We start from the raw sequence: 20,379 nt of genomic DNA on the forward strand, positions 1-20,379 counted from the left end.
GTTAACCTCCCGAGTTACAGCAGTCTTGCCAGCGCCACAAAATGTAGAGCGCATCTTCACCGGCACCGGGGATCGTTCGCCACTCTCCCCATTTCATGGTGCTTTCACCGATGACATGCGCACTTTCAGTTTCTGGTACAGGGAAGAACATACTCATCTTGTATTGGGATTTCGGCAGCATGGGTTCGATAACAGGTCGGCATAGCGCACTGTTCCCCATTGTTCGCCTTGCAAGACCACGCCTGTGTTGAGCCGCGATTGCTCGCGCCGCTAAATGGCTGGTGTTTTCTGCTAATGAGCCAAAGGCTAAGGTGTGGCCAGATAAGGGATAGAGATGGCCCCAACTGCCAGCACACCAAAACAACTGGTCGATGGGTTTACCAAGCGTTGATGAAGCAGCGTCAGCGGTACAAGCCGAAATAGCCAATGGATTGGCAACGGCAGCAGCTTCAGGCTGAGTAAAAAAGGCCAGTTCATCGTTCAGCCATGTTGGGTCCAATTCGGACAAATACATCAAGTCAAAGTCCATGTAACCATCTGCATTGCAATTGCCATCCATGAACAAATCGAGCATGACCAAAAGCGGAAAGGCGTAATAATGGTAATGGTAGAAAGCAAGATCACCGGTGTCGTATTCACCCTCGCCATGACCACCTTGCAGTCGTCTATCACCTAACGGTAAGCGAATCCCTCCCAGTGAAGGCGAACAACCTGGCGTTCTGACCAGTTCAATCAAACGCGCTGGCTCCCACATGCTGGTAACAATACCTGGCCTTGGCACACCTAAGTTATCTTCACATAAGCAAAACGACTTGTTTGATGCGCCGCTTGGGACATTGCCTGAGCCAAGAGGAAGACCGGCAACCCGGATAGGAAAAATGCATGACCAGCAAACATCCGTCAGCAACTTGCCCGACAATAAACCCGCGTCTGGGCAGGTCAGTTCGGCTTTTGCAGGAATAGATGCGCCAAGGACAAACATGACAACGAGAGTCCGCAACAGACGATACGTATTATTGAGCTTTTTCATGAACAAGCTCCTTTGCTGGAATTTCTTCTATTTCAAACGCGAGTCCCTTTGCTTGAACAAACGATGGGGTGACTTGCAAATCAAAGCGCTGCTTTAGCGAGGCATTGAGAAGATAAACCGGACTGTCCAATGTCTTTTCGAGCGCATTGAGGCTATTCCAACCTTGAGCACGGTCGAGCTGCGTGGTGATAAGCGTAATGCGGCGCAGCGTCCTATCTTGGCCCTCAAGCCAATGCGCTACTGCGTCCACTTCTTCAGCGTTCGACGCATTAAACACCACGAGCTGCTGAGTAAATGGCAAGGCTTTTAGCGGGTTAATACGCGTTCCTGCTGGGATCAATGTTCGGCCATTGGCATCCAATAGTGGCCGCTGCATGACGATGGTTGGATCAACCGTTCTTATCCGATACTGCGTGGCTTTGGGTAAGTCAGTGAATGTTTGGCGAGACCAGAAACGCTCAATGGCTTTTTTCTTTAATGCGCCCAGGTCAATCGACTGTAATCGCTGCATCGCCACTTGCATCAAATCCGGTTCTAAAATCGAATGAATCGGACCGCGTTGACCCAATGAACCGGTATTGCCGGTTTCAATTTGGCGTTGCAACCAGTCCTTGCTGTAAACCCCTAGTGCACTTGCAGTCACCTTGTCATCGTCTATGCGAAAAATGGCAGGCACGCTAGTCACCCGCCAGTGCACAAAGGCTTTCGGATCGATTCGAACCTGAGGAACAGGATCAAGCCCCGTCATCAGGGTATGCCAATCACGGATAGCTGCCCCCAAGGTCTTTCCTTCAGGAATTCCCCGAAACAACACAATAGCGCCGGTAGCACTGGCCTCTTTGAAAAGCTGCTTCAGTGACGAATCTCCCAGTGAGGACGACGCAAATATCAACCATTCATCGCTGTGTTTGAGCGACGCAGGTTGTTCAACCGGTGCAAAAGGCTCTATAAATTCAGATGCACCATCCACAGCACTTTGTAAAATGCTGCGGCTCATTTCGACGATCTTTTTGTCCTCGTCAGACAACGGATAAGGCTCTTGTGCCCAGGACACTTGCACCCAAGCCAATGGAGCAACCAACAAAAATAAGAGGCATAGTCTTCTCATCATCCACCTCCTACCAAAGCGGCCAAGCGCGACCGACAATCTGCTCGCGCTTAACGGCATTCCAATAACGGGAGTCGAAACTCGTTGCGGCCTCACCGGAAAACCAATACTCGTTTTCTTGCAGCGTCAATGAGCGGCTAAATTCTGTTTCAGCCACACCAAGACGCTGGGCTAATGCCATGCCGGTAGAGACTTCAGCACCATTCACCAGCACATGCTCAGGCGTCACCTTGACTTCATCCCCTGGCATCCCTGTTAGGCGTTTCAGCATCCGAGTACCGTCGTTATATAACGGAGCGAGTCCTTTTGAGTGGAAGGCATACAGACCATCCTTAACGGGCTCTTTATTCCATAAGTCAATCAGATATACCGTGGTATCAGGAAGGCAGCGCTCTTGCTGGGTATCAATACCTATTCGGTAGCGCATCATGGCATAGGTGCCTACCAAGGCCATGATTAACGCAAGAATGGTCAGCCGGATGAGATATGGCCGCCAAGGCATTCTTTTACGGAGTATCTGCATGAGACACCTCCTTTGAGCCTACTGGCACGAAAACAGAATCATCAGCGCCAACCACCGCTTGGGCATCCAGCACGATAAAACCGGCTGCTTTTAACTTTTCAATTTGCTGATTGGTCTGAAGCAACCTGGATTCGATGTCTTGTTCGCTGGCATTAGGACCCAGTGACAACACCGCATCCCCAAAATCCACGACTGCAATGGGCGTACTTAACGCCAACTGGCTGTGGATGGGTTCGAGTGTTTTCATTAAAAGCCAGCTGGTCATTAAACCGCTACCAGCAATAGACAAAGTAATAGAGGCCATAAATGGCCAAAGCGTGGTCTTATTCATCTAAATCCCGCGAGAAACCCCGTCCTTCTAGGGCGAGGAGGGATAGCGGTTGCTCCGAAGGAGCAAAAACTACCCGATTGGTTAATGTTAATATTTACTTTCACAAAAACAACTGTATTCTTGTGAACTATGAAAGAGATCGCTATTAAACAACGCTTTTACCCAACGACTGAACAGGCTCAATTGCTTGCGCAGACTTTCGGCTGTGTGCGTTTCGTTTATAACGCGATCCTTAAATGGCGTACCGACGCTTTCTACAACGAAAGCAAAAAGGTTAACTACAACACGGCAAGCTCTAAGCTGACCGAACTCAAGAAGCAAACTGAGTTTGAATGGCTTAACAGCGTGTCGTGTGTACCGCTCCAACAATCTTTGCGCCATCAACAAACTGCGTTTAAGAACTTCTTTGAAGGAAGGGCGAAGTATCCAGCCTTTAAGAAGAAGCGCAGCAAGCAAAGCGCAGAATTCACGAAGTCGGCGTTTAAGTTCAAAGATGGCAATATCTACATTGCCAAGTCCAAACAGCCGCTTGATATTCGCTGGTCGCGTGAACTTCCTAGCGAACCAACTACCGTCACTATCTCGAAAGACAGTGCAGGCCGCTACTTCGTGTCTATGCTTTGCCGCTTCGAGCCTAAACCACTGCCTGTTACCAAAAAGACAACGGGTATTGATTTGGGTTTGACCGACCTTGTGATTACCGCTGACGGGTTTAAATCTGGCAATCCCCGCCATACTGCAAAGTACGAGAAGAAATTGGCTCAGGCGCAACGCCGCCTTTCCAAGAAGAAGAAAGGAACTGCCAACTTCCACAAAGCCAGAATCAAAGTTGCTCGCATTCAGGCGAAGATTGCCGACTGCCGCCGCGACTTTACCCACAAACTCACCACTACGTTGATAAACGAAAACCAAGTGATTAGCTGTGAGAGTTTGAGCGTTAAAAACATGGTCAAGAATCCGCGACTTGCTAAGGCCATTGGTGACGCCAATTGGGGCGAAATGGTTAGGCAGCTTGAGTACAAAGCAGAATGGCGCGGCAGAACACTTGTCCAGATTGACAAGTGGTATCCGTCTAGTAAGCGTTGTAATTGCTGTGGTCACGTAGTTGATTCTCTACCGTTACATATAAGGCATTGGACTTGTCCAGCGTGTGAAGCGCGCTTAGACCGTGATACCAATGCCGCTATTAATATCAAAGCCGCTGGGCAAGCGGTGTTAGCTTGTGGAGCGTAAGTAAGTCCCGATTGTTCTAATGAACTTCGGGCATAACGCCTTGAAACAAGAATCCCCTTCCTTTAGGGAGGGGAGCAGTCAAAGCCTCGCTCCTTCAACAACTGAGAGATGGCATCAGCAACAGAAAGGCCTTTGCGCGTTAACTGTTTAATCGCGTTTACATCTTCTGCACGGGACGAGTACAACAGCTTGTGAAACGGATCGACAATGAGGCGGCCAATCCCGGTGCCCATTTCGGTAATAAAGAAAATTTCGGAATAGACACCCGTGACGGTATGAACCGTTTTTAGGTACTCATAACCGCCTTCACCTAGTGGCAAGCGGCCTTCTTTTTTGAGCGCGTTGATGGTTTCAGCTTTTTGGCCAAGCAGGTACATATTGGCCGAGTTTTCAGCGATGGCTTTACCTGTTGGGCTGTCATACAAATCGTTGACCGACTGCGTTACCGTTACAGCACTGCCGCCATATTTTCGAAATCGACGGTAACCCGTCTCGATGAACTTACCGACATCACCTTGAGTCAGCAGATCCCAGGCTTCGTCAATGAACACAATCTTGCGACGATCCCGCTCACCTAAGTACATCTCTTGTTGGATTTGGTAGATAAGCTGAAGCAACACCACTTGTTGCAGGTGCTTGCGCCCCTTGAGCTCTTCTAACTCCAGAACGGTGAAACGGTTTTTGAAGCGAATATTGTTGTGACCATTAAAGAAGCGGCCATATTCGCCCTGTGTCGTAAACGGATAGAGCTGCTCACCCACGTCTTGCACACGTCGGTCTTCGTGATTTTTCAAGGCCTCTGCCACATCATCAACCAACATGGCACGACCTTTTTTCTCCCACAGTTCACGGGTCTGACGCTTTAGGTTGGCCATCTGAAAATCGGTTAATGACTGCGTAGGTGCGGCCATTGCGGCCAATAACCCAACCAGTACATCCGCTTCTTCGTCATAGTCCTCAACGATTTCAAACGGGTTTAAGCAAATGCCACTGTCCCGCCCGAACTGTAAGAACTCACCATCATAGACTTCACACAGCTTTTCATAGGAGCGGCCAACATCAATCACCCAGCATTGCCCGCCTTCTGATAAGTAGGAGGAGATGATTTCGTTCACCAGGAAAGACTTGCCCGACCCCGATTGCGCAGCTATGCAACAGTTGTAATTACTGCCCGAGTCATAAAGGGACACACTCATGATCTGGCCATTACGGGAAACAAAGTTAATCACTGGCGTGCCTGTACCTTTCCAATCCGCAAACAAAGGCAACAGAGGGATCACATGTCGTGTCGCCATAGTCTTGAATCGAAACAAGTCGTTCATCGCCTGGCGGTCAGCACCAAATGGCAAGGCATTCAGGAAAATGGGCAAACAGAAGTACTTGTCTTCCATCAGCTCAAACCCGAGTTCTTTGAAATAAGTTCGAGCATTTGAAACAGAGCTGATGGACGCTTCTTCAGTTGGTGAAAACAGCGTTAAGGTCATGTTTGCCCGAATAGGACGATCACCTTCTTGCAAGGCTTCAAAAAGAACATCAAATCCCTTTTTCTTGGCTGCAAGCACCGGTACAAACTTGAGCATTGGGCCATAGGCCTGATTGACCGCCCATTGACGCTTCGTCTCTAGACGAGATCGCATCGCCTCGGCTGAGGGAAAGTGAATGGTGACATTCAGCAAAAAGCTTCCGCGTAAACCGCGACTACCCGTCATCATATCGCCCGCAAAACTTGCGGCATGACCAAACCAGATCCGCTCAGGCAAGCGCTTAAATGATAAGGTTTTAACTCGGTAATCACCCAGCATCAGACCTTGGCTATCTACCTTGATAGCTCGGTCATAATCCAACACTTGCTCTCGAAGTGGTTTATCTGCCTCACTACGGATTGGTGATGGATTACGCCAAGAAGCATCTTTTCCCCAGTTAAGCTGCGCACTTAATGCCGCGAGCCAGTTTCGGTCAGTCATCTCAGTGACGCGAAAACCAACCGTTGCCAGCGCTTGCGAGAAAGAAGCCCGAAGCGCGTATGCTCGACTCAACTCACGCTCCGTCGGTATAGGACTTTCCAGAGGCAATTTGCAGGTGACGATCAGTTGAAAGTTGCGTACCTGAGTCTGGGTCGATTCTTCTATCGGTTGAACCGTGCCGCCATCGAGGAAATCCGCACGTTTGCGTATCGACGCCCTGAGCAATGGATCGGATTGACGATGCCGCAAGCCCATCATGCGCTGAAGGTCGGTTTGAATATCAGGCGAGGCGTACAGGCCAAATTGCAGCAAAGTGTCTTTTGGCCAGTCGTTGTTAAGTAGAACATTAACCCTGTCTGCAACAGACTCATCACCACCCGGCAATGGGTCACATAGAAAACCAAAGCCAACACTCTGGTCTTCCATGAAAAACAGTTGCTCATCGTCGGAATAGGCCAATACTGGCAACAGCTCTGAAGCGCGTTGCCCTGAATACAGAGAGGCTTTCATTAACGCCCCTCCAACCAAGCAGAAAGATCATAAGGACGACCTCGGCTGATGCGACCATCATTGGCGACAATGAAAGGCACACCTTGAATGCCAAGGATTTGAGCCGTCACCAAGGTACGCTGCATTGGCTCTAAGTTGCAGGCATCATCCTGTTCTAGGTTACCAATCCGGCCATTGAGCAATGCATCGGTGGCCGCTTTTTTGTCACGCGCACAGCCAAGCTGGCGAACCTGACGCTCTGAATCAGGACCAAGCACTGGCACAGGGAGTATTTGGAAGGTGTATTCTTTGGTTAACGGTAAAGCTTGTTTCAAAAGCTCATGGCAGTGCGGGCATCGTGGGTCAACAAAGACCACCACTTTCTTTTTGCCTTCACCCAGCGTCAGTGGATTCAAATCATCCATTTTTAAGCCAAGACGACTTAAGTCCAGCGTGTTCCCCGCTTCACGAATTTCTTCAAGGCTGGTAAGCGGCTTTTTGGACCAGGCATCATAGAGCGTGCCATCAATGACGAACCGGCCACTGTCTGACATGAAAACAATACGGCCATTGCTTTCGACCGCTTTCATACCCGTGACAGGTAAAGAAACCATGCCGTCAATTTTGCCAACGGGCGACACTTCAGACACAGGTTCAGCTTGAACCAAAGGAGACAGCGCAAGCGCCAGAATGATTGGAGATAGTTTTCGCATGAGGAGTCCTCGTTAATGTAAATCGAGGCTCCAGTCTATGCAGTTGTCCTATGTGGACTCGGTTAGATAGATTGAAGAAATCGCAATCTAACTAGGGGGCTTATAGCTCGTTGAGGTTTGTTATAAACGAATTACTCAGCGTTTGCGTTAACAAGCCAATCATCAAGTACTTGCTTCAATTTATCTAATTGCTCTTGATGTTTTGCTTGATTCTTTGCCAATTTGTTTATGTTCTGCAACTTCCAACGAATCGCTGGCAAGTCTGCTGCATTAGGATAGTCAAACAATGCCCAGTCAGGTTGCCCTCTTTTGAATGACATAAGGAAAGCATGATCCCTTTCTGTGAAATGTTTTTGCAGCGAAGTTAACATCATAGGCCTAACAGAAGCTAAGTCTTCGCATTCAACTTTTTCAAAAGTCATTCCGTCAAATTCTGCCTGAAATTTCTCATTCAGAGGCTGCCAGTTTGGCGACATGACTTCATTAATAGGCCGAGGGTGACTTAATGTATAGGTTAAAAAACCCACCAAAATCTCTCTCGAAATCCCTTCACTGCCAAGTAACATACGCACATCAAATAAGTCGCGAGGATGTTGGCGATCCATTGCAGCACACAATTTCCCACCATACAGATCGGGAAGACTGACTACCTGAATCTCAGCATAACCAAACTCGTCTTCAACAGACTCTTGAACTGGCATTACTTCTGCACTATGCAATGTACCTCTGGCGACAGGCGACACTTCAATTTTGATCGTCGCAACCGGACTTGATACAACTATTCTCAGTTCATCAGCTTTATTATCCTGAAATGCCGCTCTGATATCTGGTTGAGTATTGATTCTGTCTGTAATGCGCTGCAATGCAGCCCTGACATTAATCAAAGCCTCATCTCTTGGTTCAAGTGGAAGATAAGCAAGATCAATATCTACAGATAACCGAGGAAAATCTCTCACAAATAAATTAATGGCGGTGCCACCTTTAAGTGCAAAAACCGTCTCTGTTGCTACCACAGGAAGCATTCTTATGAGCAAGGAAACCTGTTTGTAATATGGGCTATATTTATCCATTATGTTGTTAACCTCTTTTGACGCTTAACATCTCTGGCACTGTGATTTGATATCGCTCATCAAAACGTCCTTTTTCGACAACCTGCCGCTTTCCTGCACCCAATTTAATTCTTGTTTCATCTATGCGATTGACCCACTGGTGATCGTAGTATCGACCCAGAAATAGAAATATTCGGTTTGCCTGAACAGAGCTGCTTCGCTCAAGAATATCTTGTACTTTTCTAGGGCTAAGATTGACTAAACCCTGAAATAATTCTGCGACATGCTCAAATGAAATCAGCTTCCCAATCGCGTCTACCACTTCATAGGCAGCAAGTTCTGCACAGCTGACAGTGAGTTCTTTCTCTTTAACCGTGATCCTTTTCAAATCTTTCTCGGGATTCACTTCAAGCTTATGGTTTCCACAGTAAAACCAATTCTGATAAGGGAATTCACGAAACCATTTTGGTAAGGACGACTTATTTTTAACGCAAATCCAAACTTGCTCTTTGTTCAGCTGTAAATAGTGACTCAGTCCTTGGTGAGTTAAGCTGCTCAATCCAGCCAAATGAACTGAAACGCCCAATTGCACATCTAATGCTTGAATGGCATCAACCCAAGTTGGCTTTATATCGCCCTGCGCATCTGGACGATAATACACGCCAGAACATAGCTTCTTTAGCCAACCGTTCTGCGCGTACTTTTGAGCCAAGGAATAGCTCACACCGTTTTCAGTCAGCCATTGCTGAAGTACTAGCGCACCAGGAGAAGTATGAGCAACAAGCCAGTTTATCTTAGATGACATTTTAACACCCAAAGTATGAATATCACGAACAGTATAAACCATATAGTTTATTGTGACAGTGATTTTAACACTTTAGGTATTAATATACCAAATACTGTAAACCAAGCCCGCTAATGCGGCGTTGTTGAAATGAAAAGGTCTACACAACATCACCAATAACCCGATGTTGTGTAGACCTAGTTTGATTACCTTAAGTGAACTGCCTACTATGGCTCACATTCAGGTGCCCAGTAAAACGGCGCTGATTGCTGGAACAGTTGTGCCAATAACTTCTTGAGTGCTGGCAACAACAGGTAAGGTTGCAGACATAACACTTTCAACGACGGTTGGTGTGTTGTAGAGACCCATACCGCCACCAATGCCCAAGGCAAAAGCCATCAAGCTTTGGCGGGCGATACCGCCCACAATACCCACCAGAACCATGGCTCCCGCTACGATCCGTCCCAAAGTACCTTGGGTCCAATCTTTTAGGGTATCCCACACATCAGTGAAAGCATCACCACCGGTGCCCGCAAATGAGGGCTCCGAAATCATTAACGCCATTAAACCAAGCGCACCAATGGTCATTAGGCGCTGAGTTTGAATGGTGCGAACTGCATTTGTCATTCGTTAGTTTCTCCGTAGATACTCAAGTTATCACGCTTACCATCAGCTCCCGCTGAGGCTGAATCGCTTTGAGTCTGAAGTGGACGTAGCACTGGCGAAACCGTTCGAGGTGCTGACACCCCAATATCCCACCGGCGCGGTTCAATTTCGGTAAACACGTAGCTGGAAAAATTCAGATCTCCACGGTCATCCTCCCAAGGAGCAATCCAAATTCGCATCACCCTTGAAGGAATGCGAAGAGGTGCAGATTGCTGCGTCTCAGGTAATGCTGGATGGCTCAGCAGTCCTGTCTCTAAATCAGATTGTGAATACCCAGAGGGAGAACCAATTCGAGTCGCCACAGCATCAATCGTCTTGGGTGCAGCGCCATTACTGGTAAGCTCATAGACTTCACGAGCGGATAAACAGCGCACACCGTCAGGCATACCTGGGCATCCATATTCACTACTCCCAAGACCCAATGAACTACAGCCAGACAATAAGGTTGAGCCGACTGCCAATAAAAGTAATCCAGCTTTAGACCACTGTTTTGACTGGTGCTTTGGGTTGTTCTGCATTGATGTCGTCATGGTTAACTCTCCTCTGGATACACATCTTATTGTCTGAAACGGACTTCGATCGGTTAGCAACATGCAGGATTTTTTCATCTTCTTGCACCACCCCTTTGCGAAGTGGCCAACGACAACGAGGCACCACGAGTGACTATGACTTCAATTTTCCTTGCAGCGTCTACCTCTATGACTGGGAACATATTTTCAGCCATGTCCAAATAGAACTTGGCCACTCGATCCAATGCTTTACCTGTGCCTTTAATCGCAGCGCCTTGTAATGCTTCTTGGCTCATGACTTGCTGGTACAGCTGAGTATCACCGGCATTCCCCGTCTGAATCGTTGGTACAGGATTCACATCAAATGCGCCAGCCAAGCCCTGAAGGAATCCGGCCATCATCGATTTGGCCACCAGCTGGCCTTGTTTCGACACTAATCGGCCACGAATACCGGCTTTGCCGTCTTCACCCACGGCATAAGAATCCAGTCGCGTTTCAATGACGCCACCATCTTCTCTCACACATGAAATGGTCTCGCCTCGCAAATAGGCACGCTCAGAGCTCAAATCACCGTAACCTGCGGCGATCAAGAAACACTCTTTGATATCCGCTCTAAATCGGTTGGGTAAAATGGCTTCCTTTTGAATCCTCAGCAATGCAGGAAAAGGCTCGCGTCTTGCGGACTCGTGAGTAGGTGCATCCAAACCGGTGATCAAAGTACCTGAGATGATGCTGCCCGCCGGTAGATACAAAGGCGGCGCTTCTTGCACAACAACCTCTGGTTCAGCAACCACTTCAGGCTCAATCATACGAATCGTGATTGGCGGCAATGGAACATCTCGTGCTCGTGTACCTTGGCCATTGGCTGGCTGCTGATAGAGCGGATCAGGCAGCGGCGCATTGGCAAAATAGTCGTCTGGGTTAGACGGCAGTGGCTTTTCGTCTTTAGGCAATTCCATGGCAGATAAAGGCACTTCAAAACGGCTATTTGTGCCTTCAACTGCTGCATCACCTCCAGCGCGAACATCATCAAGTTCCGCTCTAAGGCGGGCCAGCTCCGCATTGACTTCACTTGGTATAGAAGGCGAACCTGGGCTTAGCCGTCCTGAATCGACGTCACGACGCAAGCGCTCAACTTCACGACGTAACTGCTCGTTGCGCTCACTGAGTAGTTTTACGTTCGCAGCCAAACTATCGACCCCAACATCACGAGTATTGGTATCCGTAAGAATGTGCCGGATCGTTTCCTGTCGGTTCCGACTGCTTGAGCCATCGTCAGGATTAGGTGAAAACACCATCACCATAAGAATGAGACCACCAGCAATACCAGCAACCGATAGACCCCGCTTCATGTTCGGGCTCATTTGTTCCCATTGTGCTTTCATCGTTATTCACCTCCCACAAGAAGCGAAGGTCGCTGACTTTCCACCGCTTCTTCACGATGATTGCGAACAACCACATACAACTCAGTCTTTTCACCCGGCAACAAGATATTGCGAGGCCAGTAGGCGCTTGCCACTATATCTGGTGCATGACAGGCTATTTCACTGGCTTCTATCGGTTCATCGGCAAAGCTTTCAACCAGTCCTACATAGACGGTGAAGTAATGTCCCGTCACAATTTGCCCCTGTTTAAAACCAAACTTTAAGCCAGGCTGAAAACATTTAGGGCTGGTATCCCCCTGAGACGCCAAACGGATGTCATAGCCTTGTGGTAACTCATTTAGTGCAAGGCGTCTGAGTAAATCACGTAAGCTATCGACGTATGGCTGAGCCGTTTCCCAAGTGGCGGCTTTTCTTTTAACGACGCCCTTAATAGGCCACTGCTGACCATCAATAGCTAAGGTGATTTCACGCGGTGGAATACGACGAGGTACTAATGTGACAGATAATGCGGGCGCTTCCTGACCAGGCGGAGTGATGTAAAGTGAAACCGGTGATTCTTTGTCCGTGGCCACATATACAACATTCCCCTTGATTTGCGTCTGAGCATCACTGGTTGTTCTCACCTGAGGCGATTCAAACGGCGTCACAATCCGATTCAGATGGCCAAGTGCCACAGGGATCAGTTCATTGACTCCCGGTGTCATCAGCAGCGTTGTTGGCGCATCCGTTGAAACCGTATTGCTTTGAACCGGTGGATTTGCTGTAGCGGGCTGCTTCATCACACTGGCTGGCACAATCGGCAATTCCACGTCTGCATACGACGCTTGAGATAACAGGACGCCACTCAAGCACATTGCGATTAAGCCTGGTGTCATCAATCGACTAATTTTGGTTCGCATCATTCACCCTCCGGTTTTGCTCTTGGGTCAACTTTTCACGAACTCGCTTCGTTCTAGCTTGCCCCTCATACGTATCCATCCAGCTAAGTTTTGGATGGTATTGCTCAATATCGATGTCAAACTCATAGGTGCGAGTTTGGCGCTGCTCATCTCCAGATGGCCCAGAAACCAAGGAGTAACCGGTCACAAAGACATGGCCGGTTTCATACTCGTATTCCACTTGTCTGGGTTGGAATTTGAGCGTGACTCGGTCTTCACGGATCTGTCTTGCCTGAATCTCCAGTGCATCGACCACTTGCTGGTACACCGCTGGAGAAAGTAGCGGCTCAATAGCACCCCGGATAAAAGACACATTACCCGGCGTCACGTTGCCCATAAGCTCAGCCAGGTAGAGCCCCCAGGATTCCAAGTAAGGCTGAGTAGCCTGGTTTCGTGACACTTCAGCCGTTTCAGACAAGGTTGGCGGTTGAATGGCTACCACGGTATTGCGAGAAAATGCCGCAACCGCAAGCAGCAAGTTAGATAGCACCAGCACCGCAATCAGGAACCGTTGCCATCGGTTCTCTAATTGCGTGCCTTGCCATGATTTTAAAAACACGTCGAACTTCACGGCAGATAGCTCCTGATAAATGGGTTAGGGATCGTCTTGGCTTTGGTTGGCAACAGTCCGGCCCAGTAGATGGCGTGAAGAATCAAACCATCCGGGCGACCATCACGAAAACGCCGATAGAGCTTGGTTGTCACCAACCCCAACAGGCATAAAACCAAGGCATTACCGGTAAAAATGCCGATCACTAGCCCCAACAGAATGGGAGCCATCTCATCGGCACTCCAAAGCAGGAAGTGCGGCGGGTCATCGATATAGGATGGAATACTCACAGGTTCCATAGTCACTCCTCGTTGTTTGAATTGAGAAGTGAAGGATGCCTCGGGATTGGCAGCTTCAGTGGTCAGCTAGATGCCGAATTCTTTAAGGTTTTGAGGTGGCTTGGTGATTCTGCTCTTACAATCAGATTGATATCGCAACCTTAAGGGTTACAATTAGTTCACAGCAATTGGCACGTTACATTCAGATTCAATGAACGAAATGCGGAAATTGTTAACTACGAGGATTATCACTAATGACTATGCATAATCCAGCTCACCCTGGTGAGATATTAAAAGAGTTGATCATCGAGCCGTTTGAGTTGACGATTACCGATGTTGCAGAACACTTAAATGTAAGCCGTAAAACCCTATCCAATGTATTGAACGGACGAGGTGCAATAACTCCTGAAATGGCCGTGCGCTTGGAGTTGGCTTTTGCTAAGCCCTCTGCTGACCACTGGTTGCGCCTGCAAAATGCTTATGATTTATCAGCTCTCAGAAATCAAAAGACAACGCTGAAAGTCCAATCTTATGAACTAAATAGCTGATCCTAATTGTGATACACCTGCTTCAATCCATGCTTTCCGCCCGGAAACGGTGCGGCAGTGTCCATAAAGTAGTAAACCTGCTCCAGTAAATCATCCATGTTTTTGCACTGATGATTCCGGGTTATCGTCTCGTGCAGGGCATGCCACAGTTTTTCAATTTTGTTATGCCATGGGCTATAAACCGGCAAGAACAGTAATTTGAACTTTGGGTTGTCGCTCAGCCACTTCTGGGTTTTCTTGCTCTTGTGGATGATGTAATTATCCACGATTAACCGAATGCTTTTAGCCCGACGATACTGACCTTTAAGCTTTTCCAGCAATTCAATAAATAAGTCACTGGTCTTGCGCTCGCCACCTACATAAACGATTTGCCCTGTCTGGCCGTGTAATGCTCCCGCCAGATAATGTTTCTTGTTCTGTCCTGGTGTTGCCACTTTACGCTGCGCGCCACGGTGCCCCCAATCTGCACCGATTTTAGGATTCAGATGGATATCCACTTCATCCTGGTAAAACACCGGGTGGTCAACACTGTTATCTGCCAGCGCCTCCCGGATAGCCGCCAGTTTCTCCTTTTTATCCGGGTCTTGGATATAAAGTGTTGGCGCAGCTCGCCGCCAGACAATTCCTGCTTTGGGCAACCAGCGTCTGATTGTTGAACTGTGGATCTGAATGTTGCATAACTTGTTCAGTAACAGCGCAAACAACTCAGTACTCCAGCGTGAACGCTGATATCCAAGCGTCCTTGGCGTGTACTTCAGCAAAATTTTCAGCACGCCACAGATAAAATCCCGATTCAGCCTAACGGGGCGACCAACGCCTTTCGTTTTTAGACCATCAACACCGGCAACGTCATACCATTTCAACCAGCGGTTAAGCGATGACCGGCCAGCTTGCAGTAGGCTCGCAACCTCTGACTTGGTTTTACCTTTCAACACCAGCAAGACGGCATTCGCACGGCGGCAAAGGTCTCTATCTCGTGTTTTATGAATAATCTTCTTCAATCGGCGGGTTTCCGCGCCATATAAAAATGCTATCCTGTTCATACTCAATGCGTTTGTGGGTTTGGTTTGTTTGGCGACTGATCTGATCGCGCAAACCGCATTGAGTTCCCTTACCTGAGTGATCTACTATTACGCACAGTTATTTAGCTCTAACTTGAAATTGTTACAAGGCAGGAAAAAATTGGCATGACTTTAAGTAACAAATTATATCTAAAAGAAAGTGAGAATATTTCCATTTATAAATTTTGAAATGTCATGATGTTACTCTATTTAGCTGCCTAAATCTTTGTGTATACATTGCTCCCAATATATTGTCTGTTTCATAGCTGTAATTATTCGACGTTCTAAGGAAGCTATTAACATCCTCAGCGTTTTTATAATCTATTTCATAAAGAAATCTTGTCGCAGTTACCTCGAAGTTTGGTGTTGAATACCAAGCTTTTTTGACCCTTTCTTCAAGTTTTTCGTCTTCAGGGTGAAGTAAGTAGAGCCTCTTCTTGGCTCTCGTAATAGCGACATAAAACAGCCGCCTTTCCTCCTTAAGACTTTCATCATTTTTTATGCTGGGGCTATGTTTATCCTTCAGACCCAATAATTGAGAACTAAAACCGCTTTCATCTTTACTGCTGGGAAATCGTTTGTCCTGTAGTCCTACAAGAATAACGTTGTCCCATTCAAGTCCTTTTGCTTTGTGTATGGTTGTTACCTCAATAGCTAATTCATTGTAATTACTGAGTGGCGTGGATGATAATGCATCCAGAAGAGCGTCGACGGCTCTGCGGCTCCCGTTCTCTCAGCCTTTTGGCACGTCCGGACATCAGAGGTGTATACCTGCCGCCAACTCTCAGCAGAAGGCGGGATCTATCAGTTATATTGGGATAATGATCACACGCACATTGTCACCCTTGTCGGTGAATAACTGCGGCTCAGGTATCCAGTCTTAACCGCGTTTCATCCACCTTATCCTGATACAAGGCCAACAACTGACGCAGTTTGGGGGTGATGATGTTCTGACAAAAGGGGCGCTGGGGATCGGTATAGTAATAATCCTGATAGTGCGCGGCCGAACGTTCAAATGTGTTGAGCCGATACGCCCGCGTGATCAAGGGTTTATCAAACTGGGATTGCAGCTGCACTAAACAGGCCTGTGCCGCAGCCTGTTGAGCATCATTATAGGTGTACACCGCACTGCGGTATTTGTGACGACGACTGTGATCGGCGGTGCTGCTGTGCGTATGCAAATGAATATCAATCAGGTCGCATAACGTGATCTGCTGCGGATCAAAACGCATGATGATCCCTTCTGAGGGCCAATGCTGCTCACCGTAGCTGCTCAGCCATCCCTGCTCCACCTGTACAACCCCTTTTAAGGAGGCAAAAATGGCTTCGGTACACCAGTAGCAACTGCCCCCTAACCCGATGGATACGTCCGCTGCCATTGTCACCTCCTATTCGTGCCGTTGCCCGGGCAGCACAGGCCCGGACGCGAGCACCGGATCACCACCAGTTTTGAATGTCCGCGCCAAAGGTCGGATAAGCAAGCAGATCCGCTTTGAAATGCGTCGCGGTAATGTTGTGGCGCATGGCCATGGCAAACATATTGATCAGCTCCTCACCTTTATGCCCGACAATGTGCACTCCCACAAACGCATCCGCGGCCTCATCAATGATCACTTTGGCCCAAGCCCGTGACTCAACATGCGAGCGGGAGGAAAACCAATCCCCCATTTCAACCTGTTGCACCTTCACCTGTAGGCCTTGCGCGGTGGCTTCCTGCTCTGTTAGCCCGACACTGCTGAGGGTCGGCAGCGTAAAGACCGACGTCGGGATCACGCGATAATCCGTCGCTTGTGACATGGCCTTGAGAATATTTTGTCCGACCAGGCGGCCCTCCTGCGTGGCCACGGGCGACAGCTGCGGCGCCCGTGCAATGGCATCCCCTGCGATCCAGACCGCAGGGTTATCGACCGTGCGCAAGTATGCGTCAGTCTCAATATGCCCACGATCAACCGTGATCCCCGCCGTCTGCAGATCCAGTCCGTCCACATTGGCCACCCGCCCGGTACCATTAACAACATGCGACGCCATGAAGGTATGATGGGTGTCATCAATCATACAATCGACCACCATCCCCGTGTCCGTCTGACGTATTTGCTGCACCTGCACCGCGGTGTGGATGGTCACGCCCAGCTTTTCTGTCTCATCATGCAGTACCCGCACCGCGTCACTGTCCAGGCGTGGCAGCAGCTGTGGCATGGCCTCCAAAATCGTCACCTTAACCCCCGCGCGGGCATACACATGGCTAAATTCCATGGCAATAACCCCCCCGCCGACAAACACAACCGAGTCGGGCAGTTCACGTAGCGTCAGCACATCATCTGACGTTAGCAGGTGCTCAGCCCCCGGGATAGGTAACGGACGGGTTTTAGAGCCTGTGGCAATGACGATGTTTTCTGCTTCCAGGACATCGTCGCCGACCGTGATCTGATTAGGCCCGGTAAAGCGTGCCTGACCGCGGTATACCGTCGCCCGATTGTCCGCCAGTTTATGCATCGCACCGGGGATAAAGCCGATCATCTCGTCCTTGCGTGCGATCAGCTTTTCCCAATGGATCACGGGCGCAGAAACCTCAATACCGTGTGCCTCAGCCCGGCGGATCATGTCCAGGCACCCAGCAGCTTCAACTAAAATCTTTTTCGGGGTACAACCGCGATTAGGGCAGGTGCCACCAAACTCGGCCTGCTCAACAATGGCCATGGATTTTCCCGCCTCCTTAAGCACGGATGAGACGCCAAATCCGGCGTTCCCGCCGCCCAAGATAATCGTATGATACTGTGCTGTCATAATGAATTTCCTATGTACATTCTTTAAGTGATACTGCGCGTCGCGTTTACGCTGTGGTAATGGGGCGACTGCGGATTAAAAAATCGATAACTTTTTCCGCCGACATCTCGCACGGCTTGAGTAACGGGACATGGGTATGATAAACATTGCAACTGATCACGTCCTGACCACCGAGCCGCTCGGCATAAAACGTTTCTGCCCGCCCTTGCACGTGACGATGGCGCGTCACGCCGTATCGGCGTCCGTCGAACCACGCTTCACTGTACCCGTGAGGGTAGGTGTTAAGTGCTGTTAACCATTCCACCGCTAAAACCACTTCTTGCGCCGAAAGTACACGATCTGTGCGCCCACGACCATGACACACAACACCACAAAGATCCAAAACGCAAAATCAACGGCGGCGCCCGGTATCCCCCCCACGTTGATCCCCAACAGGCCGGTTAAAAAGGACAGGGGTAAAAAAATTGTTGCGGCGATTGAAAACAGGTAGGTGGTTTTGTTTAATTCGGCGCCCTGCTGGTATTTAATTTCCTCATACAGGATCTCTGCGCGATCCCGGATATCATTGAGCTCTTCGGTATACCGTAACACCCGATCGTGCTGCTCAATAATATCGGCCCGCTGCCGGTCCGATAACCAGCCGATAGACGCCTGTGACAGATCACTGAGCAGCTTGGCCTGCGGGAAAATATAGCGCCGGTATAACGCAATTTTACGCCGCACATCACTGATATTATGCGGGGGACGCTGCAGTGCATCATCAGCATTGACATGCAGCTCCAGCTCAGCCACACACCGCTCCAGCTCGTCAATGTAGTGCTCAATTTCCTCATAGACTTCGCGCATCAACGCGACCACCAAACCGCCCGCGGTCAATGGGCCGCGGCGCTGGGTAATGTGCTCACGCAGTTGCTCAACCGCCTGGTTGTCATCGCGTCGGCAGGTCAGCACCACATCACCATCAGTCCAGATGCGCAGCGATACCATTTGCTCCGGGTGAGTAGGACAATACGTATTAATGGCCCGCACGTTGATCAATACGCCGTCGGGTTTGATCAATACCCGTGGACGGGTATCTTCTGCCAACATGGCATCAATAGTGGTACTGCTCATCCGCTGGGACGCTTCCAACCAGGTGCGGGTCGCGATATTAATGGCACACAAATGGTACCACACACAGTCGCCGGGTGCGGGCAGCGGCTGCCCCGGCGCCCAGGTCATGCTTGTGGTCAGGTTGGCACCGTATAATAACGCATCCGGGGCCAGCATATCGGGCGCGAGCGGTTTAAGGGGCATGATCCAACTCCTGTTTGCACATGGGGCATATGCCCCCCGCTTCGTGACACACCTCATCAATGATGGTGTCAGATTCTATTGGCGTGATCCCGTGCGCCTGGCGTACCTCAACATGCGTCAGTGGCCACTGTTTGCGTGTGGCATACAGCCGCAACGTCATCGCGGTACACCCGCCCAGCGCGGCTAACAGGTGCTCATAGGGATCAGGCCCCCGATCGCCGCCGCCCAACGCAACAGGCTCATCCATTATCCACTGGTGGGCCGCACTGGACACCCGCTGGGTCAACACATGATCAAACTCGGCCACCTCAACCTGCCCCTTTTCTAACGCCGAAGGCGTATCCTCTATCACCGCACTGCTCCAAAAACGACGGCTCCAGGCCGCGATCGTGTCGGCCACATATTCAGCATCTGCCGGTTTGGTCAACAGATGATCGGCTTTATCTAAACTGACAAAACTTTTTGGGTGCTTGGCGGCATGGTAGATCTTTTCAGCCTCATCTATCGCCACAATTCGATCGGTGGGTGCATGCATCAATAACAGTGCCTTTTTCATACCCGCCAATTGGCGCCCGTCAAAGTGAGCGACATCCTCTAAAAACTGTTGCTTGATCGTGAAGGGCCGCCCCCCCAAATCCACCGTCGCTTCCCCCGCACGTGCTATCGTCTGAACTGCCTGTTCAAAATTATGAACCACGTGGCCGGCACTGAACGGCGCGCCAATACTCACCACCGCTTTCACCTCTGGCTCCTGGGCGGCCATGGCCAGCACCGCCGTCCCACCCAAGCTATGCCCAATAAGCAGCTGAGGGGCCTGGTAATGCTCACGCAAAAAGCTTACCGCCGCTTTCAGATCATCCAAATTTGAGGAAAAATTGGTATTGCCGAACTCCCCCTCACTGTCGCCTAATCCGGTAAAGTCAAACCGCAACACGCCCACACCATGGGCGCTTAATGCGTCGGTGATCCGCCTCGCGGCCACACTGTTTTTACCGCACGTAAAACAATGGGCAAACAGTGCGTACCCACACGGGCGCTGCACAGGCAAGGTAAGTGAGCCTGAGAGCATATGCTCCTGGCTGGGAAAGGTTACATTTATACTCATTGTCTCTCCACATCAATGGTCATGCATACTCAGCT

Annotated in this window: 22 protein-coding genes; 2 read left to right on the top strand and 20 right to left on the bottom strand. The window is 49.4% G+C overall.

Going from position 1 to position 20,379, the window contains the following annotated elements; genetic code table 11:
• Nucleotide 1: 1 nt before the first annotated feature.
• The 4 genes from L1272_RS13000 to L1272_RS13015 are packed head-to-tail and all read right to left on the bottom strand — an operon-like array spanning nucleotide 2 to nucleotide 2,992.
• Nucleotides 2-1,030, bottom strand: a complete 1,029-nt coding sequence (locus tag L1272_RS13000) for a TraU family protein (RefSeq protein ID WP_102887288.1) — start codon at nucleotides 1,028-1,030, stop codon at nucleotides 2-4.
• A complete protein-coding gene (locus tag L1272_RS13005) occupies nucleotides 1,014-2,141 on the bottom strand; it encodes a TrbC family F-type conjugative pilus assembly protein (protein ID WP_442961841.1) in 1,128 nt (375 codons plus the stop codon). Before L1272_RS13005 ends, L1272_RS13000 begins: the two co-directional genes overlap by 17 nt.
• A gap of 7 nt (nucleotides 2,142-2,148) precedes the next feature.
• A complete protein-coding gene (locus tag L1272_RS13010) occupies nucleotides 2,149-2,661 on the bottom strand; it encodes a S26 family signal peptidase (RefSeq protein WP_169666767.1) in 513 nt (170 codons plus the stop codon).
• Nucleotides 2,645-2,992, bottom strand: a complete 348-nt coding sequence (locus L1272_RS13015; protein ID WP_008305502.1) for a hypothetical protein — start codon at nucleotides 2,990-2,992, stop codon at nucleotides 2,645-2,647. Before L1272_RS13015 ends, L1272_RS13010 begins: the two co-directional genes overlap by 17 nt.
• Before the next feature lie 129 nt (nucleotides 2,993-3,121).
• Here L1272_RS13015 and L1272_RS13020 point away from each other — a divergent pair, with 129 nt between their 5' ends.
• The gene (locus tag L1272_RS13020; protein ID WP_032479266.1) at nucleotides 3,122-4,225 is read left to right on the top strand and encodes an RNA-guided endonuclease InsQ/TnpB family protein; all 1,104 of its coding nucleotides are present in this window, start codon (nucleotides 3,122-3,124) and stop codon (nucleotides 4,223-4,225) included.
• 62 nt (nucleotides 4,226-4,287) lie between these two features.
• Here the strand turns inward: L1272_RS13020 and traC are convergent, their stop codons facing one another.
• From traC to traL, 10 genes are all read right to left on the bottom strand, one after another.
• A complete protein-coding gene (traC, locus tag L1272_RS13025; protein ID WP_235373597.1) occupies nucleotides 4,288-6,699 on the bottom strand; it encodes a type IV secretion system protein TraC in 2,412 nt (803 codons plus the stop codon).
• Nucleotides 6,699-7,319, bottom strand: coding sequence for a DsbC family protein (locus L1272_RS13030; protein ID WP_442961842.1), 621 nt, complete (start codon nucleotides 7,317-7,319; stop codon nucleotides 6,699-6,701). Before L1272_RS13030 ends, traC begins: the two co-directional genes overlap by 1 nt.
• A 203-nt stretch (nucleotides 7,320-7,522) precedes the next feature.
• Complete coding sequence (locus tag L1272_RS13035; RefSeq protein WP_152118582.1) at nucleotides 7,523-8,461, bottom strand: nucleotidyl transferase AbiEii/AbiGii toxin family protein; 939 nt, start codon at nucleotides 8,459-8,461, stop codon at nucleotides 7,523-7,525.
• 7 nt (nucleotides 8,462-8,468) lie between these two features.
• Nucleotides 8,469-9,245, bottom strand: coding sequence for a type IV toxin-antitoxin system AbiEi family antitoxin (locus L1272_RS13040; RefSeq protein WP_235373598.1), 777 nt, complete (start codon nucleotides 9,243-9,245; stop codon nucleotides 8,469-8,471).
• Between the two features lie 219 nt (nucleotides 9,246-9,464).
• A complete protein-coding gene (traA, locus tag L1272_RS13045; RefSeq protein WP_000180225.1) occupies nucleotides 9,465-9,851 on the bottom strand; it encodes a TraA family conjugative transfer protein in 387 nt (128 codons plus the stop codon).
• The gene (gene traV, locus L1272_RS13050) at nucleotides 9,848-10,420 is read right to left on the bottom strand and encodes a type IV conjugative transfer system lipoprotein TraV (RefSeq protein ID WP_222132879.1); all 573 of its coding nucleotides are present in this window, start codon (nucleotides 10,418-10,420) and stop codon (nucleotides 9,848-9,850) included. The genes traA and traV overlap by 4 nt, the downstream gene beginning before the upstream one ends.
• A 74-nt stretch (nucleotides 10,421-10,494) precedes the next feature.
• Nucleotides 10,495-11,784: a TraB/VirB10 family protein gene (locus tag L1272_RS13055; protein WP_235373599.1), complete on the bottom strand. Its 1,290-nt coding sequence runs from the start codon at nucleotides 11,782-11,784 to the stop codon at nucleotides 10,495-10,497.
• Between the two features lie 2 nt (nucleotides 11,785-11,786).
• Nucleotides 11,787-12,683: a TraK domain-containing protein gene (locus tag L1272_RS13060; protein WP_235373623.1), complete on the bottom strand. Its 897-nt coding sequence runs from the start codon at nucleotides 12,681-12,683 to the stop codon at nucleotides 11,787-11,789.
• On the bottom strand, nucleotides 12,667-13,293 hold the full coding sequence (locus tag L1272_RS13065; RefSeq protein WP_175080730.1) for a TraE/TraK family type IV conjugative transfer system protein: 627 nt from the start codon (nucleotides 13,291-13,293) through the stop codon (nucleotides 12,667-12,669). Before L1272_RS13065 ends, L1272_RS13060 begins: the two co-directional genes overlap by 17 nt.
• Nucleotides 13,290-13,571: a type IV conjugative transfer system protein TraL gene (traL, locus tag L1272_RS13070; protein ID WP_175080729.1), complete on the bottom strand. Its 282-nt coding sequence runs from the start codon at nucleotides 13,569-13,571 to the stop codon at nucleotides 13,290-13,292. Before traL ends, L1272_RS13065 begins: the two co-directional genes overlap by 4 nt.
• A 233-nt stretch (nucleotides 13,572-13,804) precedes the next feature.
• On the opposite strand from traL, the gene L1272_RS13075 reads away from it, so the two are divergent.
• On the top strand, nucleotides 13,805-14,098 hold the full coding sequence (locus L1272_RS13075; protein ID WP_235373600.1) for a HigA family addiction module antitoxin: 294 nt from the start codon (nucleotides 13,805-13,807) through the stop codon (nucleotides 14,096-14,098).
• A 2-nt stretch (nucleotides 14,099-14,100) separates the two neighbouring features.
• On the opposite strand, the gene L1272_RS13080 is transcribed toward L1272_RS13075, so the two are convergent.
• From L1272_RS13080 to L1272_RS13100, 6 genes are all read right to left on the bottom strand, one after another.
• Nucleotides 14,101-15,141 carry an IS630 family transposase gene (locus tag L1272_RS13080; RefSeq protein WP_235373601.1) on the bottom strand — a complete coding sequence of 347 codons (1,041 nt, stop codon included), beginning with the start codon at nucleotides 15,139-15,141 and terminating at the stop codon, nucleotides 14,101-14,103.
• Nucleotides 15,142-15,352: 211 nt separating this feature from the next.
• Entirely contained in the window at nucleotides 15,353-15,859 is a 507-nt protein-coding gene (locus tag L1272_RS23270) for a 3'-5' exonuclease (protein WP_442961844.1), read from the bottom strand.
• Between the two features lie 166 nt (nucleotides 15,860-16,025).
• Nucleotides 16,026-16,538: a peptide-methionine (S)-S-oxide reductase gene (locus tag L1272_RS13085; protein ID WP_069945536.1), complete on the bottom strand. Its 513-nt coding sequence runs from the start codon at nucleotides 16,536-16,538 to the stop codon at nucleotides 16,026-16,028.
• 58 nt (nucleotides 16,539-16,596) lie between these two features.
• The gene (locus L1272_RS13090; protein ID WP_069945535.1) at nucleotides 16,597-17,943 is read right to left on the bottom strand and encodes a dihydrolipoyl dehydrogenase family protein; all 1,347 of its coding nucleotides are present in this window, start codon (nucleotides 17,941-17,943) and stop codon (nucleotides 16,597-16,599) included.
• A gap of 306 nt (nucleotides 17,944-18,249) precedes the next feature.
• On the bottom strand, nucleotides 18,250-19,239 hold the full coding sequence (locus L1272_RS13095; RefSeq protein WP_069945534.1) for a CorA family divalent cation transporter: 990 nt from the start codon (nucleotides 19,237-19,239) through the stop codon (nucleotides 18,250-18,252).
• Complete coding sequence (locus L1272_RS13100; protein WP_069945533.1) at nucleotides 19,229-20,344, bottom strand: bifunctional alpha/beta hydrolase/OsmC family protein; 1,116 nt, start codon at nucleotides 20,342-20,344, stop codon at nucleotides 19,229-19,231. The genes L1272_RS13095 and L1272_RS13100 overlap by 11 nt, the downstream gene beginning before the upstream one ends.
• Between the last annotated feature and the right edge of the window lie 35 nt (nucleotides 20,345-20,379).

Origin of the sequence: Pseudoalteromonas sp. PAST1 (assembly GCF_021532515.1) — a bacterium.
In the GTDB taxonomy this organism is placed as follows: Bacteria; Pseudomonadota; Gammaproteobacteria; order Enterobacterales; family Alteromonadaceae; genus Pseudoalteromonas; species Pseudoalteromonas simplex.